The sequence below is a fragment of the Desulfomicrobium baculatum DSM 4028 genome (genome assembly GCF_000023225.1).
In the GTDB taxonomy this organism is placed as follows: Bacteria; Desulfobacterota; Desulfovibrionia; order Desulfovibrionales; family Desulfomicrobiaceae; genus Desulfomicrobium; species Desulfomicrobium baculatum.
Map to the genome: position 1 here is coordinate 586,101 of NC_013173.1, position 16,181 is coordinate 602,281.

Here is a 16,181-nt window from a genome sequence, read left to right on the forward strand (position 1 = left end):
GGAGGTCCGGTGTCTTCACTTTTCAGACATATTCCGTCCGTTGACCGGTTTTTGCAGGATCTGGAGCAGGATCGGTCCCTGGCCGGTCTGCCGCGTCAGCTGCTCAAGGACCTGGTGGGCGAGTTTCTGGACCTTTGCCGCGAGGAAATCCGGGCCGGGGTGGTCAAGGACGAGAGCGTCCTGACATTCGCGGTCCTGGCCGCGAGAGCCGGCGCATACGTACGGGCGCGTTCCCGGCCGCATTTCAGGCGGGTCATCAATGCCACGGGCGTGGTCATCCACACCAACCTGGGTCGCTCCATCCTGGCCGAGGAGGCGGCGGCCGCCGTGGCCCAGGGCTGCCGCCATTATTCCAATCTGGAGATGGATCTGGACACAGGCCAGCGCGGAAGCCGCTATGCCCATGTCGAGAAGCTGCTCTGCCGCCTGACCGGGGCCGAGGCGGGGCTTGTGGTCAACAACAACGCCGCTGCCGTGTTGCTGGTCCTCGACACCCTGGCCAAGGGCCGCGAGGTCGTGGTCTCGCGCGGGCAGCTGGTCGAGATCGGCGGGTCTTTTCGCATCCCCGAAGTCATGAAGAAGAGCGGGGCGGTGCTGCGCGAGGTCGGGGCCACCAACCGCACCCATCTGCGCGACTACAGCGAGGCCATCGGCGCTGATACGGCCATGCTCATGAAGGTGCACACCTCCAACTATCGCATTATCGGGTTTCACAAGGAGGTGGAGCTCCCTGAGCTGGTGGCTCTGGGCCGCGAGAAGGGCCTGTCCACCTTCGAGGATCTGGGTAGCGGCAATCTTTTCGATTTCTCCCCCTACGGATTCATGCCCGAACCCACGGTCCAGCAGGTGCTCAAAAGCGGGGTGGACGTGGTCACCTTCAGCGGCGACAAGCTGTTGGGCGGTCCGCAGGCCGGAGTCATTGTCGGCCGCCGGGAATACATCGAGCGCATCAAGAAAAACCAGCTCAACCGGGCCCTGCGCATCGACAAGATGACGCTGGCCGCGCTGGAGGCGACCTTGCGCCTGTATCTCGACCCGGAACAGGCCCGGCGCACCGTGCCGACCCTGGCCATGATCACGGCCGGACCGGAGGAATTGCGGGCCCGGGCCGGACGTCTGCGGCGCAGGCTATCGCGGGCGCTCGCGGGGCTGGCCGCAGTGACGGTGAAGTCCGGCTTTTCACGCGTGGGCGGCGGTTCCTTCCCGGAGCAGGATTTGCCGACCACGCTGGTCAGCGTCGCGCCTGCGGGCATGGACGTGGAATCCCTGCGCCAGGGACTGCTGGCGGCGGACATCCCGGTCGTCGGGCGGATGGAGGACGGGGCGTTCTGTCTGGATCCGCGTACGCTCATGGATGCGGAGTTCGCGCCGGCGACAGAGGCGATCACGGCGGTCCTGGCGGGCGGGGCGAAGTGAAGCCGGTATTCCGGCAATAATGACGGCGAGTCTGGGTCAACTGAATTTTCGACAAAACGTTGCCGCCGAACAATCGACCACACGCGCTCCACGGCACAGCAGGGGGCGCGGCAAGGAGAATATATGACCAAGGTTTTGGTGCGGCCGGAGATGGCGGGGTTCAAACCCTATTCCCCCGGCCTTTCCATCGACGAGATAAAAAAGCGTTACGGCCTGCCCCGGGTCATCAAGATGGCCAGCAATGAGAATCCGCTGGGCACGTCCCCCGTGGTTCAGGAGCGGCTCAAAAACATGAGCCCCATGGCTTTCCGCTACGCGCAGGCCGGTTCCCCGGCCCTGACCGAGAGATTGGCGGCGCACCTGGGCGTGCCCGCAAGCTGCGTGGTAGCGGGCAACGGCTCCGACGAGATCATCGACCTCCTGCTGCGCGTGGTGGCCCGGCCCGGCGTGGACAACGTGGTGGCCTTTAGCCCCTGCTTCAGCATCTACGACGTGCAGTCGCGGCTATGCGGGGTGGAGTTCAGGCAGGCCAAGTTGAACGCGGATTTTTCCTTTCCCTTTGATCAGCTTGTGTCTCTGACCGACGAGAACACCGCCCTGGTCTTCGTGACCAACCCGGACAACCCCTCGGGTCATGCCTGCCCGGCCGCCGATCTGGTGGCGCTCGCGTCCAGGCTCCCGGCGCGTACGCTGTTGGTGGTGGACGAGGCCTACATCGATTTCGCCGAGCCGCTGGACGTGTTCAGCATGCTCCCGCATCTGGACGCCATCCCCAACCTGGTCGTGCTGCGGACTTTTTCCAAGATGCACGGCCTGGCGGGCCTGCGCCTGGGCTACGGAGTCATGCCCGAGTGGCTGGCGGACCTCCTGCTTCGGGTCAAGCTGCCTTTTAGCGTGAATATTCTGGCCGAACAGGCCGGTCTGGCCGCGCTGGAAGACGACATCTTCGTGTCCCAGACCCTTCGCGTCGTGAGCGAGGGCCGCCGCCTGCTGGAACGGGAGCTTTCGGCTCTTGGCTGCAAGGTCTGGCCTTCGCAGGCGAATTTCCTTATGTTTGAACCGCCCATGGACGCGCGTGTCCTTTTTGAGGCATTGCTTGCGCTCGGGGTCATCATCCGGCCCCTCGGCAGTTACGGCATGCCCGAGAAGCTGCGGGTCAGCATCGGGAACGAGGAAGAGAATCTGGAATTTCTGACTAAAACAGCGGAGGTATTGCGTGGTCACGATCGTCACTCTTGATGGACCGGCCGGGGTAGGCAAGACCACTATCGCCCGCGAGCTGGCGGACCGTTTGGGTATCGCCTATCTGGACACGGGAGCCATGTTCCGCTCCGTGGCGCTTTATTTCGGGGATGGCGCCTGGGAACAGCCTGTTGACCAGCTGGTGCCCGAACTCAATCGTCTCGATTTTGATCTGGAAGGACTGGGAAAATATTCCGAGCTGCTCCTGAACGGGATGCCTCTGTCCCCGGAAATCCGCAAGGAAGAGGTCGGGCTGTGGGCCTCGCACCTGGGCCGCATTCCGGTGGTGCGCGATTTTCTGCGCCGCAACCAGCAGGCCATCGGACGGACCACCTCTCTGGTGGCCGAGGGCCGGGACATGGGCAGCGTGATCTTTCCGAACGCCCGGCACAAGTTCTTCATGGACGCATCCATCGACGTGCGCGCCAAACGCCGTCATGCGCAACTCGCGGCCCTGGGCATGAACGAGGACCTGGAGCGCATCCGCGGCCAGATCCGCATCCGCGACGATCAGGACCGCAATCGCGTGGTGGCCCCATTGAAGCCCGCCCTGGACGCAGTGATCATCGATACCAGCGCCCTGGACGCAGACCGGGTGCTGGAGAAGATTGTGGAGCATATCCGGGAAAAAGGCCTCTGAGACCGCTGAAAATTCTTTCTGGACTGCGTTGCGAACCGTTTTTGAAGGGCTCCATGTAGTCGGCGACACGTCACCCTCCAAAAACGGTTCGCGCCTTGCCAGAGTGGATTTTCAGCGGTCTTGCTGTTTTTTTTTGGGGAGAGGGCGGCCACGCAGGGCCGCCCGTACGGTTATTTTCGGGCTGGGATATCGGTCACGTAGGGCCGCCGTACGGATTATCGGCGGGTGGCTTTGATTTCGTCCCAGAGGTTGTCCATTTCTTCCAGGGAGAGCTTGTCCAGTTCCAGGCCGCGTTCACGGGCCAGTTTTTCCATGGCTTCAAAGCGGCGCAGAAACTTGGCGTTGGCAACGGCCAGAGCCGAGTTGGCCTTGATCCCCCGGCGGCGTCCGTACTCCACCAGCGAAAAGAGATAATCCCCGAATTCCTCTTCCTTGGCCTCCGCGTCATCCCCGGCCAGGGCGACCTGCAGTTCTTCCCACTCCTCGGCCAGCTTTGCTTCCTGGTCCCTGTCCGTGGCCCAGGTGAAGCCCGAGCGGGCAGCCTTGGAGTTGATGCGGTAGGCGCGCAGAAGCGGCGGCAGGCTTGCGGGCAGGGAGGCGAACACGCCGGGGTCCTTGTCCTTTTCGGCCTTCTCCTGCTTTTTGATCTGCTCCCAGTTTTTGACCACTTCGGCCACGCTGGCGGCTTTTTCGCCGTAAACGTGGGGGTGGCGGCGGATCATCTTGGCCACGTTGCCGGCCATGGCGGTCTGCAGGAAATCCGGGATCTGCCGGTCATGGCAACGGCCGATGAAGAGCAGCAGGAAGAGCACATCCCCAAGCTCTTCGGCGATTTCGGCCTTGTCGTCCTGACGGATTGCCTCCACCAGTTCGAAACATTCCTCCACAAGGTAATCGCACATGGACTGCGGGGTCTGCTCTTTGTCCCAGGGGCAGCCGTTCGGTCCGGTCAGGGTGTCGATAACTTCCAATATGTCGGCAAAATTATTCTTTTCCACCAGGGGTTCCTTTCATTTCTTTAAGTTTTTCCACGACCCGCTTTTCCCATTCCTGCTGCAGTTCCTGGCTTCGGATCAGGAACTGGTCGCGCATTTCCTTGGGCAGGGCGCTTGAGAGCATGGTGTTGAAAGTGTTGACGTAGGGCACGATTTTCGACTCGGTCAGTAGCGCGGACTTGGACGGCAGAAAGGCGGTCAGCGCCATGACGATGATGCTGCATAGCAGCGCGCCCTTGAAAAGACCCAGCGCTCCGCCGCCGATGCTGTCCACCCAGCCGAGCATGATCATCTGCAGGAGCTTTCTGATCAGCGAGGCGAGCAGGAAGACCGCCGCCACGACGCCCAGAAAGATGCCCAGATAGGCAACGAGATTGGCCATGCCGGTTCCGCCCAGAAGGTCTTCGAGCAGAGGAGAAAGCTGCGCGTGGTAGGTGTTGGCCAGCACGAAACCCAGGATCAGCCCCAGAATGGAGGCGATCTCCTTGACAAGTCCGCGAAAAATGCCGCGCAGGCCCAGAAATCCCAAAATCACGCAGAAGACGATATCCAGAGTGTTCATGCTTATCCTCCCGGTCGATGTGAGGGTCGGCTATCATAAAGGATGATGATCGGAAAGGGCGCGCAGGGCACGACCTTGACAGTGCACGGCGCACCTCGTAGACACGAAACCTCGGCTCGTCCGGACTTTTCGGGCGGGGGCATGAGTCTAGAAACACGATGAGGTGACAATGTACGATATCAGATTGGTGAAGTTGGTGAACGGCGACATGGTGCTCGGCAAATGGAACCAGGAGAAGGGGATCATCACTGATCCGGCCATCCTGCAGACCATTCCCACGCAGCAGGGAGGCATGCAGATGCTGCTGCTTCCTTTCGGCTATCCCTTTGATCAGGAAATGACAGGGGAAATCGAGCTCAAGCACGTCATCTACCAGTACAAGACCGTACCCGAGGAGCTCAAGACCAAGTATCTTGAGGCGACCACCAACCTGACCCTGTCCGCCCCCGGCGGCCTCGGCAATTTGGGCGGCATGGGCGGCGGTGTGGCCGATTTCAGCAAATTCTTGAAAAAATAACGCAGCAGGCGCTGCCGGGAAAAGGGTGGCTTTCCACCCTTTTTTTTTCCGCCAGGCCCAGCGCACGGCAAGGACCCATGAAGGCTCTGCTCCCCCTTTTTTCCCGCCCCAGCCACTACCTCGGCACCGAGATCAACAGCGTCCACAAGGACCTGAAAACGGTCCGGGCCCACGTGGCCCTGGCCTTTCCGGATCTCTACGAAGTGGCCATGTCCTATCTCGGACAGAAAATTCTGTACGACATCGTCAACGCCACCGATCATTTCTGCGCCGAGCGGGTCTTCGCGCCTACCGAGGACGTGGCCGAGGTGCTGCGCACTCATGACACGCTCCTGGCCACTCTTGAAAGCGACACGCCGCTCAAGGATCTGGACGGGGTGCTGTTCAGCATCACCCATGAGCTGTGTTACACCAACGTGCTCTACATGCTCGATCTGGGGGGGATTCCCCTGCGTGCGGCGCAGCGCGTGAACGGGCACCCGCTGGTCATCGCGGGAGGAGGCTGCACCTTCAACGCAGAGCCGCTGGCTCCTTTTATGGACGTCATGGTGCTCGGCGACGGGGAGGAAGTCCTGCCCGAGATGCTTGAGCTCATTGCCCTCGGCAAGGACGAAGGCTGGTCCCGCAGCGAACTGATCAGCCGTCTGGCCGGGATTCCCGGCGTGTACGTGCCTTCATTTTTCGAGGACGACGGCAGCGGGGCCATGCGTCCTCTGGACGGCGCGCGGCCCCAGGTCGAAAAGCGCATCGTCATGGACATGAACAAGGTCTCCTTCCCCACGCGTCAGATCGTGCCCTTCGGCAAGCCCGTGCACGACCGCTATTCGGTGGAGATCGCGCGTGGCTGCACCCGCGGCTGCCGCTTCTGCCAGGCGGGCATGATCTACCGCCCCGTGCGTGAGCGCGAGGTCGACGTGCTGGGTTCCATCATCGATCGCGGCCTGGCCGAGACGGGCAGCGAGGAGCTTTCATTCCTGTCGCTCAGCACCGGGGATTTCAGCGCCCTGGAGGCCCTTTTTCTGTCCTCCTACAGCCACTGCAGGCAGGAGCAGGTTTCCATTTCCCTGCCGTCCCTGCGCGTAGGCTCGGTCTCCGAAGACCTCATGCGGCTCATGGGCAAAATCCGGCACACGGGCATGACCCTGGCCCCCGAGGCCGGCACCCAGCGGCTGCGCAACGTCATCAACAAGGGCGTGACCGAGGACGAACTGCTCGACCACACCGGCAAGGCCTTTCGCCTGGGCTGGCAGCAGGTCAAACTGTATTTCATGATGGGTCTGCCTACCGAGACCCGCGAGGATCTGCACGGCATCCTGGACCTGTGCCTGAAGGTCGCGGCCAGTGCCCCAAAGAATGTCAGGCGTCTGCAGGTCACGGCGGCGGTTTCGCCGTTTGTGCCCAAGCCGCACACCCCGTTTCAGTGGGAGCGGCAGATCTCCATGGCCGAGATCGAGGAGCGGCTGGCCTATCTGCGCAATATCTTCCGCCCTTACAAGAAGCTCAAGCTCAAGTGGCACCATTCGCACATGACCTGGCTGGAAGGGGTATTCGCCCGTGGCGACCGGCATCTGGCTCCCGCCCTCGAGTCCGCGTACGCCAAGGGCGCGCTCTTCACCAGCTGGTCCGACCATCTGCGCCTTGAACCGTGGCTGGAGGCCTTTGCCGAGACCGGCATCGACGCCGAATCCTATCTGCGCGAACGGGACCCGGAGCAGCCCCTGCCGTGGGATCATCTCACCTCGGGGGTGAGCCGCAAATTTCTGCTGACCGAACGCCGCCGCGCCCTGGAAGCGGCCGGAACGCCGGATTGCCGCTACGAGGCGTGCCGGTCCTGCGGAGTCTGCACCCTGGACGGCCGCGAGTCCGAACTGGTGCAGCAGGCCGCAGGTCACGACATCGTGCCGGTCATCAACCGCGCCACGCGCGACCAGGCAGACGCCGAGCAGGTGGAGGAACCGGAGGAGCAGCCAGCGGGACAGCCCGCGGCTTCAACCGACGATCTGCACAACAAGGCGCAACGCTTTCGTCTGTGGTATTCCAAGACCGGACCGGCCATGTACCTGAGCCAGCTCGAATTGCAGCGGATCTTCGAGCGCGCTTTTCGCCGCGCGCGGTTGCCGCTGGCTTTCAGCAGCGGCTTCCATCCCGCGCCGCTCCTGTCCTTTGCCCGGGCCCTGCCCGTGGGCGTCGGCAGCGTCTGCGAGTGGATGGACTTCTTTGTGCGCGAGCACATGGGCGTCCGGGACCTGCCGGCCTTGCTGGAGGCCGAGTTGCCCCAGGGCATGCGCGTGGTCAAGGTGGACGAGCTGCCGTGTCAGGGCCGGGCTCCCATCTCGAACCACGAGCGTTTTTCCCTCGGGTTTACGTGTGCCGAAGACAGCCTGCGCTTTTCAGGCCGAATCCCAGCTTTTCTGGAGGCCGCGGAGTGGAAGGTCTTCAAGCGGACCAAGAAAGGCGAGCCGGGCGAAGTGGACGTGCGGCCCATGGTTACGTCCATCACCGAGGACGAGAAGGGCTTTATCATCGATTTTGACTGGCAGACCCTCTATGTCAGCCCGATCTTTGTGCTGCAGGCCGTGGACCCGGATTTTACAATGCTGCAGGGACGGCTGATCAAGACGGCGCAGTTTTTTTGAAGCGGGAAAATGAAAAAGGCGAAGCATGTGCTTCGCCTTTCCAGTTGGCTCGAGGGTAAGAACTACTTCTTGACCCGTTTTTCCCAGAGCTTCATGTCCTGCATTTTTTTGCGGCGATCACGGGCCAGGGATTTGGCCACCAGGGACGTGCCCTTCTTGTAGCCCCACTTTTCCCGGTATTCTTCGGGAGTGAGACCGTGGGTCGCCAGGTGGCGTTTGGTCAGCACCTTGAACGATTTCGAGCATTCCATGCAGATGATGCTTTTTTCGCGGATGGCCTTTTTGGCATCATCAAGTGACAGGGTTGCTTCGGGTTCAGGCTGGTTTCCTTCGGCGACGTTCTTGATTCCTTCGGTCAACGAACGAATCATGGACGTCAGCTCTTCCTCGTTCATGTTGCGCACACTGGCTTGTGCTTTGACGATTTCGAGCGCTTGTTTTACATACTCTTCCATGTTCAACCTCCAACTATCGCGTATTTGTAATTTGCAGTATTAGTTTCGTTCTGTAATTTTGTCAACACATGGCAAATGTTTCTGGCTCTACATGCATAAATGTTTATACGGATTTTTTTTCATTCAAGAATAATAATTGGTAATAACGCTACAGGGAGAAAAAATGGCAATTCCGCACAACGCCTTGAACGACATGGCTCAGGTTTTTCATTTCGAATTTTGGCTTCGTTATTATTTTATCGAAGAGCGGGACGGGAATCTTTATATTCAATTGACTGAAGAGCAGGCAAAACAAATGCAGGCCAAATTTCCTGAGTTCTGGGAACTGGCGGAGAGCGTGCAAGATCGTCCCCTGTCCCCGGAATTGTCTCAGCAAGCCGTGGTCGAGTTTCTTCAGGTCAATTATGAAGGCAAGAAATTTCCGGCCAACACCGTTCTTAAGGTCCTGGACAGCAAGGATTTTTCCGTTGAAATGTATCTGTTCGACACCTGGGTGGACTTGCACGAGGAGCAGCTCATGCAGAAGATCTACGGGTTTGATTACTGGATGCATATTTACGGTGAATGGAAAACAACGGAGAAGGCGCAGCAATTGGTTCAGTCCCTCAAGCTGCAGATGCAGGGCGAGCACGGGGCCATGAACTGATGGGTTTTTAATTCTGGCGGTTGCGGCATGCGGCCCGCTGTCGTCATGGCCTTGAGTCCCGCCGGAACTCCATCACCGGCCTCGTAGAGTTGAATCGTTGCGTGCCAGGCGAAAAATCCATGCCGCGCGTCAGGCAACGATTCACCAAACGATGCCTGGCTCAGTCAGACAGCCGACGAGCCTCAAGACCATGACGACAACGGTCTTTGAGGCGTTGGTGGAACGTGTTTTGTTGTCGTGAAGATAGACGAAAGCCCCATGGACAGGCCCGGCCATGCGGGGCAAATGTTCGAAGGATGGGATAATACGAAAAAAGCCCCCGCAAGTTGTGCTGCTTGCGGGGGCTTTTTGTGTTGTGCGAAGGGGAGGGACTATTGAAAGAGCGCCCCCTGGCTGGCGAAGAAGACCTTGCCGGGCGCGCCCGCGCCCAGGGTGTTTTTCTCCGCCGTCAGTTCCATGCGGTATCCGAAAGAGATGTACAGGGGACCGGACGAGCCCAAGGATTCGGGCGTGAGGTGGAATTCAAAGGGCACGCCCTTTTCGTGGTCCAGGCCGGTGGGCAGGTAAAGACGCAGGTCCTTGGCCAGGACGCGGCTCTGGTCGTCGCTCAGGTAGATCTGCATCCACAGGTCCTGGATCCAGGTCGCCCATTCGGGGATCGCTCCGGCCACGGGTTTGGCCGTGCCGGAAATGATCAACGTGTTTTCCTCCAGGCGGCTCGAGTAGGAGAATTCCCAGTAGCGCATGACAAGGGTCTCCTGCTGACCGAGGGTCCAGGGGTTCTTGTCCAGATGCACGACGCTCAAATGGGCACAGCCCGCGATAAGCAGGCAGGCAACCGCAAGCGACAGGATCAGCCGTGGACGCATGTTCGTCTCCTTGTATTTCACCGTGGTCATCATAACTTGGGACTGCCCTGCACTATCATCTCGGCCAGGGTGAGATCAACCCGGGGCAGGGCGCGGATTTGCCGGGGGCCGACGAACTGCACTTCGAGTTCCATCAGCCGCGTGTACAGCGTCGTGCGGTCCAGAACCGGGAAGGAATCCCTCTCGGCGCATAGCTCCTGGCTGCGGAAACAGCCCGGAAAGTCGACGCTGCGGCCATTCGGGTAGCGCAGCCTGTTGGGTACGCCGTGCAGCCTGCAGATCATCAGCCGGTGGGCGTAGACGCCGCAGCGCCCATCGTCGTTCAGTGGGCACATGATGGCAGGATGCTCGCCGCGAGAGAGGGCGGCGGTGGCATCGCGCACATAGGCGCGCGCCCGCTCTTCGTAGACGGCCCTGCGGTCGGACGGCAGCTCGCTAAGGCCGTGAAGCAGATAAGCCCATTCGATGCGGGTGTGATGCTGGAAAAAACTGGTGCAGCAGTTCTGCAGGCAACCGTCGCAGCTCAGACCCAAAGCCTGCGCATGGGCGGAGTAGCTGCTCTGCATGTCGGCGTAGAGACTGGCCAGTTTTCGGTACGCCTGGGCGGGAAGTATTTTTTTGATCACGGATATTCCTGTGCGGTTCGAGAAAGGCCCTCGATGATGGCGGAGCAGGATTCTTCCGGGCTCGCTCCGTCGGTGTTCACCGTCAGCTGGGCGAAGCGTGCATACAGGGGGGCGCGCTCGTCGTAAAGGTCTTTGAGGGTCTGACCGGGGCCGATGGCAAGCCCTCTTGAGGCCGGATTGGTCAGCCTGCGGGAGATGCTTGTAAAGGAGGTCTCGATGTAGACGATGTGTCCCTGGCCTTGCAGATGCGTCATGGCGTCCTCGGAATAGACCACGCTGCCGCCCGTGGCGATGATGCAGCGTTTGAGGTGCAGGCGCTGGATCTGCTGCGCTTCGGCCAGCACAAAAGCCTCAAGGCCGAGATGATCCCTGATCTGCTGCAGAGGAGCGCCCCACCAAGCTTCCATGAGCAGATCCGTATCCACGAAGGCCCAATTCAGCCGCCTGGCCAGGCGTTTGCCGAGGGTGGACTTGCCGGTGGCGGCCATGCCGATGAGGATGATGTTTTCGTGGTTCATGTTTCGATCCGTCCAAAAAAATGAAGCCCAAGCATGACGCCCGGGCTTGTTGGAAAACGGGACACGCCGCGGCTGTCAGCCCCCGAGATACGCTTTTTTCACATCGGGGTTGTTCATCAGCTCCTTGGCATTGCCCGAGGCCACGATGGCCCCGGTGTCGAGCACGTAGCCCCGGTGCGCGAACTGCAGGGCGATGCGCGCGTTCTGCTCGATCAGCAGCAGCGTCATGCCCTGTGAATTGAGTTCTTTCAAGGCCCTGAACATGTCGTACATGAGAAGCGGCGCAAGGCCCATGGAGGGCTCGTCGAGCATGATGAAGTTGGCTCCGGTCATGAGCGAACGGCCCACAGAGAGCATCTGCTGTTCGCCGCCGGACAGGGATTCGCTGCGCTGCTTGCGGCGCTCGAAGAGCCTGGGGAAGAGGTCGTAGACCCTCTTGAAATCCACCTGGATCTGATCGTTATCCTTGCGTGCGTAGGTCGCCAGCTGCAGATTTTCTTCAACGGTCAGATTGCCGAAGATGTGCCTGCCTTCGGGGGAAAGCGCGATTTTGAGATCCTGCACGACCTTGTGCGCTTCCGTGTCGATGATGCTCTTGCCCTCATAGAGGATGTCGCCCTGGGTGATTTTCGGGCCTTCCGGCGGTGGGACGCGGGTGATGGTGTGCAGGGTGGTCGTTTTTCCCGCGCCGTTGGCGCCGATCAGGGTGACGATCTCACCCTTGTCCACGGTGAATGAGATGCCGTGCAGGGCTTCGATATTGCCGTACTTCACATAGAGATTTTTGACTTCGAGCAGCATTAGATATTCTCGTCTCCAAGATAAGCTTTGATGACATCCGGATTGTTCTGGATCTGCTCCGGAGTTCCTTCCGCGATGGTCACGCCGAAATCGACGACCTTGATCCAGGAGCACAGCGACATGACCACGTCCATCTGGTGTTCGATCATCCAGATGGCGATTTTGAATTCCTTGTGAATCCAGCCGATGAGCTTGATCAGGTCGTTGACGTCGGAGGAGTTGAGTCCGGCGGCAGGTTCGTCGAGCAGCAGCAGCGCGGGGTTGATGGACAGGGCGCGCGCGATTTCGACACGTCGTTGCAGGCCGTAGGGGAGGTTCTTGGGCATTTCCTCGGCGAATTGCCTGAGATCAAGGGCCTCAAGGATTTCATAGCCGCGGTCGGCGATGCGCTTTTCGTTGCCCATGTAGCGACGGGTGCGCAAAAAGGCGTCCACAAGATTGTAACCGAGGTTGTAATGCTGTGAGATCTGGATGTTCTCGAGCACGGTCATGTCGTGCCAGAGGCGGATGTTCTGGAAGGTCCGCGCTATTCCGAGGGCGGTGACCTGATGCGGCTTGAGACCGGCCAGGGACTTGCCCTTGAAGACCAGAGACCCTTCCGTCGGCGAATAGAACCCGGACACCAGATTGAATACCGTGGTCTTGCCCGCGCCGTTGGGGCCGATGAGGGCCATGAGCTCGTTTCCCTCGATGGCAATGGAGAAGTCCGACACCGCGCACAGGCCGCCGAAGGTTTTTGTCATGTTTTGAATCTGCAAAAGGGACATAGAAGCTCCGGATGATGAATACGATCGCTTGTCGCTGTTGTGAGCGTGTTACTTGAATGAGTAGAATTTTTTGAGTTTGGGGAACACGTCGGACAACTCCCGATTGCCCATGATGCCTTCGGGCCGGAATTGCATGAGCAGGATGAGGATAAGGGGAATGATGACCCATTTCCAGACCTGGCTCAGCTCATAGCTGTCAGGGAGCAGATGCATGTAATGCATGGCCGTATCCATCCAGGGAATGATGAAACGCAACGACTCCAGGAGCAGAGTGAAGAGGATCGCGGAGATGACCGAACCGCTGAGCGAGCCCATTCCTCCGAGGTACACCATGACGAGGCATTCCGTTGATTTCAGAATTCCAAAGGAGTTCGGGTTGATGTAGCCGAGGATGTGCGCGAAGAGGCCGCCCGCGATGCCGGCCAGGCCGCTGGAGAGCATGAAGGCCACCAGCTTCATCCTGTTGGTGTTGACGCTCATTATTTCCGCGGCCACTTCGTCCTGTTTGATGGCGATGATGCCTTTGCCGTAGGTCGAGGTCACATAGCGGCGGATGATGAATACCGTGCCGAAAGTGAAGATCATGACCCAGAGCAGAATCCAGGGGATGTCGTAGCTGTCGGTCATGGCGAAGAGCACCTTCTTCATGCCCATGAATCCTCTGGCGCCGCCGATCTTGTCGATGTTGATGATGGTGCTGATGATGATGAAGTTGGCTGCGATGGTGATGATGGCCAGGTAGTCGTCGCGGGTCTTGAACGAGGGGATGGCCACCAGTACGCCGGCCACCGCGGCTGCCGCTCCGCCGATCAGCAGGGTGAAGGGGAAGAGATAGACGGCCGTTTCCGGAGGCAGCAGCGCGGCGCCGAAGACCTTGTCGTCGGTGAAGAGCATCACGTTGACGACGGAGGTCACGTATGCGCCCACGGCCATGAACCCGGCGTGCCCGCAGGCGAACTCGCCCATGTAGCCGTTCACGATGTTGAAACTGGTGGACAGGATGATGTTCACGCCCATGAACATGATGACGGACTGGATGTACAGGTCGATGTATTCCTGATGGGACATGAACACTATCACACCGGTTATCGCCAACAGGAGCGTGGGGACGGTTAATTTTCGCATTGAATTCCTCGAGTACCAAGTGAAAAAGAAGAGAACGCTCGATCCGACTCTGTATCCGCTTTTAGATTTTGGTCGTACCTGCCACGCCGAACATGCCTGTGGGCTTGATGCACAGGATGGTCATCAGGATGGCGAAAGCGATCAGGTCCCTGTAGGTTGACGGGAAAACCGCGACGACGAGAATTTCCACGAAACCGAGGAGAAAACCGCCCAGGAAGGCCCCGCGAATGTCGCCGATCCCTCCGACCACGGCGGCGATGAACGCTTTCCATCCGATCATCGCACCCATGTAGGGGTCCAGAATGGGATAGGAGAGGGCGAAAAGCAGACCCGCCAGCCCGGCGAAAGAGGAACCGAGGATAAAGGTGAAGACGATGACCGTATCGATGGGGATGCCCATGAGTGGCACCGCGAATTTGTCGTAGGAGATGGCGCGCATGGCCATGCCGATCTTGGTCTTGGTGACGATGAAATGCAGAAAAATAAAGACCAGGATTGCCGAGAATACGACTCCAATTTTCAGGTTGGTCATGCTCAGATCGCCGACGGTGTAGACGACCTTGTCCACAAGTTCGGGAAAGCTTTTGCGGCTTGCCCCGAGTAGCGCGAGGTTGCCGTTTTCAAGGACCAGCCCGCACATGAGCGCGGTGATGACGACATACAGGCGGTGTGCGCCCTTGCGGCGCAGCGGCCGGTAGGCGATGCGCTCCAGCGATACGCCGACGACGGCGGTGAGGATCATGGTCAAGGGTATGACCATGGCCAAAACCATCCAGCCAGGGAGCGAGACCGCCATGCCCAGGATGGCCGTGGCGATGAAGAACGCGATATAGGCGCCGACCATGAAGATATCGCCGTGCGCGAAATTGATCAGACGCAACACGCCGTACACCAGCGTATAGCCAAGCGCGATCAGGGAGTAGAAGCTGCCCCACTGAAACGCGTTGAAGAGGTTCTGGATAATACTTGCGAGCACGAGTTTTCCCCTATGAGTCCAGTGTCCCGTTGACTTCTGTTGACAATGAAAGGCCCAGGCGGGCTTTGAAACAAAAAAAGTGCGCGGAGTTCAAACCCCGCGCACTTTGATCGATTTGTTACGGGCAAACGGATTTGGTGAATACGAATTCGCCCTGCTCGTTGATCTTGACGACCACCGCGCACTTGATGGGGTCGCCTTCGGCGTCGAACTTCATGTTGCCGGTGATGCCGGGGAATTCGGGGATGGCGGCCATGGCGTCACGGACGGCCTTGCGGTCGTCGCGGACCTTGCCGGACAGTCCGCCGGTGTTCTGGATGGCCTTCAAGACCAGATTGGTCGCATCCCAGGTCAGCGCGGCCACGTCGGCGGGCTCATAGCCGTATTTTTCCTTGTAGCGGTCGATGAAGACCTTGGTCTCGCCGGTGGCGCCGGCGGCCGCATAATGGGTCGAGAAGTACTGGCCCTTGCAGTTGTCGCCGCACAGCGCCATCAGTTCGGAGTTGCCCCAGGCGTCGGCGCCCATGAAGGGGTTCTTCCAGCCGAGGTCGTGGGCCTGTTTGATGATCAGCGCGACTTCGTTGTAGTTGTTGGGCAGGAAGATGAAATCGGGCTTGGCGGCCAGGATGGTGGTCAACTGGGCGCTGAAGTCCTGATCCTTGGAGGAGTAGGATTCGAAGCCCACGACCGCGCCTGCGCCGTTCTTGGCGTTGAAGTCGTCGCGGAAGATTTCGGCCAGGCCCTTGGAGTAGTCGTTGTCGAGGGCGTAGAGGACGGCGGCCTTCTTGGCGCCGAACTGTTCCATGGCGAAGTCGACGGCCACGGGACCCTGGAAGGGATCAAGGAAGGCGGCGCGGAAAACCCAGGGGCGATCCTTGGTGGTGTCGGGGTTGGTGGACCAGGGCGAGATCATCGGGGTCTGGTTGTCGTCACAGACCTGGCCGGCCGGAACGGCCTGCTTGCTGGAGTTTGGGCCGACAATGGCCAGCACGTTGTCGCGCTCGATGAGCTTCAGGGCCGCGGAGACGGCGGATTCGGCTTTGGATTCGTTGTCTTCGTAGATGAATTCAAGCGGGTACTTCTTGCCACCGATTTCAAGGCCGCCTGCGGCGTTGATATCTTCCTTCAGCATTTCTGCAGCGAACTTTGATTCTTCACCCACTTTCGGGATGTCGCCAGTCAGCGGAATGTTGAAGCCGACTTTAATGGACTCGGCTCCAGCGGCCGCGGCAAAGAGCAGCACGCATACCAGGGCAAGTAAAACACGGGCGGATTTCTTCACAAACAACCTCCATGAAGTAAGTGTTACAAAGTGATGATTTTCTTAATGGAGAAAATCAAAAAAAGAAAGTTATTTTAGGTGCGTGCGCGCTTTTTGATGAAATTGCGG

At 59.6% G+C, this 16,181-nt stretch carries 17 protein-coding genes; 6 read left to right on the top strand and 11 right to left on the bottom strand.

Annotation, left to right across the window (positions count from 1 at the left end):
* The first annotated feature begins 9 nt into the window (after positions 1-9).
* From selA to cmk, 3 genes are all read left to right on the top strand, one after another.
* Positions 10-1,416 carry an L-seryl-tRNA(Sec) selenium transferase gene (selA, locus tag DBAC_RS02620; protein ID WP_012805713.1) on the top strand — a complete coding sequence of 469 codons (1,407 nt, stop codon included), beginning with the start codon at positions 10-12 and terminating at the stop codon, positions 1,414-1,416.
* A 123-nt stretch (positions 1,417-1,539) separates the two neighbouring features.
* Positions 1,540-2,655, top strand: a complete 1,116-nt coding sequence (gene hisC / locus DBAC_RS02625) for a histidinol-phosphate transaminase (protein WP_012805714.1) — start codon at positions 1,540-1,542, stop codon at positions 2,653-2,655.
* Entirely contained in the window at positions 2,633-3,298 is a 666-nt protein-coding gene (gene cmk / locus DBAC_RS02630) for a (d)CMP kinase (RefSeq protein ID WP_012805715.1), read from the top strand. The genes hisC and cmk overlap by 23 nt, the downstream gene beginning before the upstream one ends.
* A 215-nt stretch (positions 3,299-3,513) precedes the next feature.
* Here cmk and mazG read toward each other — a convergent pair whose 3' ends face one another.
* Positions 3,514-4,296 (bottom strand): nucleoside triphosphate pyrophosphohydrolase, encoded by a 783-nt coding sequence (gene mazG / locus DBAC_RS02635; protein WP_012805716.1) that lies wholly within the window; start codon positions 4,294-4,296, stop codon positions 3,514-3,516.
* Positions 4,283-4,855 (bottom strand): CvpA family protein, encoded by a 573-nt coding sequence (locus DBAC_RS02640; RefSeq protein WP_012805717.1) that lies wholly within the window; start codon positions 4,853-4,855, stop codon positions 4,283-4,285. Before DBAC_RS02640 ends, mazG begins: the two co-directional genes overlap by 14 nt.
* A 169-nt stretch (positions 4,856-5,024) precedes the next feature.
* Here DBAC_RS02640 and DBAC_RS02645 point away from each other — a divergent pair, with 169 nt between their 5' ends.
* On the top strand, positions 5,025-5,372 hold the full coding sequence (locus DBAC_RS02645; protein ID WP_012805718.1) for a hypothetical protein: 348 nt from the start codon (positions 5,025-5,027) through the stop codon (positions 5,370-5,372).
* A 77-nt stretch (positions 5,373-5,449) separates the two neighbouring features.
* A complete protein-coding gene (locus DBAC_RS02650) occupies positions 5,450-8,008 on the top strand; it encodes a TIGR03960 family B12-binding radical SAM protein (protein WP_012805719.1) in 2,559 nt (852 codons plus the stop codon).
* A gap of 62 nt (positions 8,009-8,070) precedes the next feature.
* Here the strand turns inward: DBAC_RS02650 and DBAC_RS02655 are convergent, their stop codons facing one another.
* Positions 8,071-8,463 carry a Ros/MucR family transcriptional regulator gene (locus tag DBAC_RS02655; protein WP_012805720.1) on the bottom strand — a complete coding sequence of 131 codons (393 nt, stop codon included), beginning with the start codon at positions 8,461-8,463 and terminating at the stop codon, positions 8,071-8,073.
* A gap of 163 nt (positions 8,464-8,626) precedes the next feature.
* On the opposite strand from DBAC_RS02655, the gene DBAC_RS02660 reads away from it, so the two are divergent.
* The gene (locus tag DBAC_RS02660) at positions 8,627-9,109 is read left to right on the top strand and encodes a hypothetical protein (protein WP_012805721.1); all 483 of its coding nucleotides are present in this window, start codon (positions 8,627-8,629) and stop codon (positions 9,107-9,109) included.
* A 371-nt stretch (positions 9,110-9,480) separates the two neighbouring features.
* Here DBAC_RS02660 and DBAC_RS02665 read toward each other — a convergent pair whose 3' ends face one another.
* From DBAC_RS02665 to DBAC_RS02700, 8 genes are all read right to left on the bottom strand, one after another.
* Complete coding sequence (locus DBAC_RS02665) at positions 9,481-9,978, bottom strand: hypothetical protein (protein WP_143890769.1); 498 nt, start codon at positions 9,976-9,978, stop codon at positions 9,481-9,483.
* Between the two features lie 29 nt (positions 9,979-10,007).
* Complete coding sequence (locus DBAC_RS02670; protein WP_043811547.1) at positions 10,008-10,601, bottom strand: hypothetical protein; 594 nt, start codon at positions 10,599-10,601, stop codon at positions 10,008-10,010.
* The gene (gene thrB, locus DBAC_RS02675) at positions 10,601-11,122 is read right to left on the bottom strand and encodes a homoserine kinase (protein WP_012805724.1); all 522 of its coding nucleotides are present in this window, start codon (positions 11,120-11,122) and stop codon (positions 10,601-10,603) included. Before thrB ends, DBAC_RS02670 begins: the two co-directional genes overlap by 1 nt.
* 75 nt (positions 11,123-11,197) lie before the next feature.
* Positions 11,198-11,923, bottom strand: a complete 726-nt coding sequence (locus DBAC_RS02680) for an ABC transporter ATP-binding protein (RefSeq protein WP_012805725.1) — start codon at positions 11,921-11,923, stop codon at positions 11,198-11,200.
* Positions 11,923-12,690 carry an ABC transporter ATP-binding protein gene (locus tag DBAC_RS02685; protein WP_012805726.1) on the bottom strand — a complete coding sequence of 256 codons (768 nt, stop codon included), beginning with the start codon at positions 12,688-12,690 and terminating at the stop codon, positions 11,923-11,925. The genes DBAC_RS02680 and DBAC_RS02685 overlap by 1 nt, the downstream gene beginning before the upstream one ends.
* 48 nt (positions 12,691-12,738) lie before the next feature.
* Positions 12,739-13,815 carry a branched-chain amino acid ABC transporter permease gene (locus DBAC_RS02690; protein ID WP_012805727.1) on the bottom strand — a complete coding sequence of 359 codons (1,077 nt, stop codon included), beginning with the start codon at positions 13,813-13,815 and terminating at the stop codon, positions 12,739-12,741.
* Between the two features lie 61 nt (positions 13,816-13,876).
* Positions 13,877-14,791, bottom strand: coding sequence for a branched-chain amino acid ABC transporter permease (locus DBAC_RS02695; RefSeq protein WP_012805728.1), 915 nt, complete (start codon positions 14,789-14,791; stop codon positions 13,877-13,879).
* A 118-nt stretch (positions 14,792-14,909) separates the two neighbouring features.
* Positions 14,910-16,073, bottom strand: coding sequence for an ABC transporter substrate-binding protein (locus DBAC_RS02700; RefSeq protein ID WP_012805729.1), 1,164 nt, complete (start codon positions 16,071-16,073; stop codon positions 14,910-14,912).
* Between the last annotated feature and the right edge of the window lie 108 nt (positions 16,074-16,181).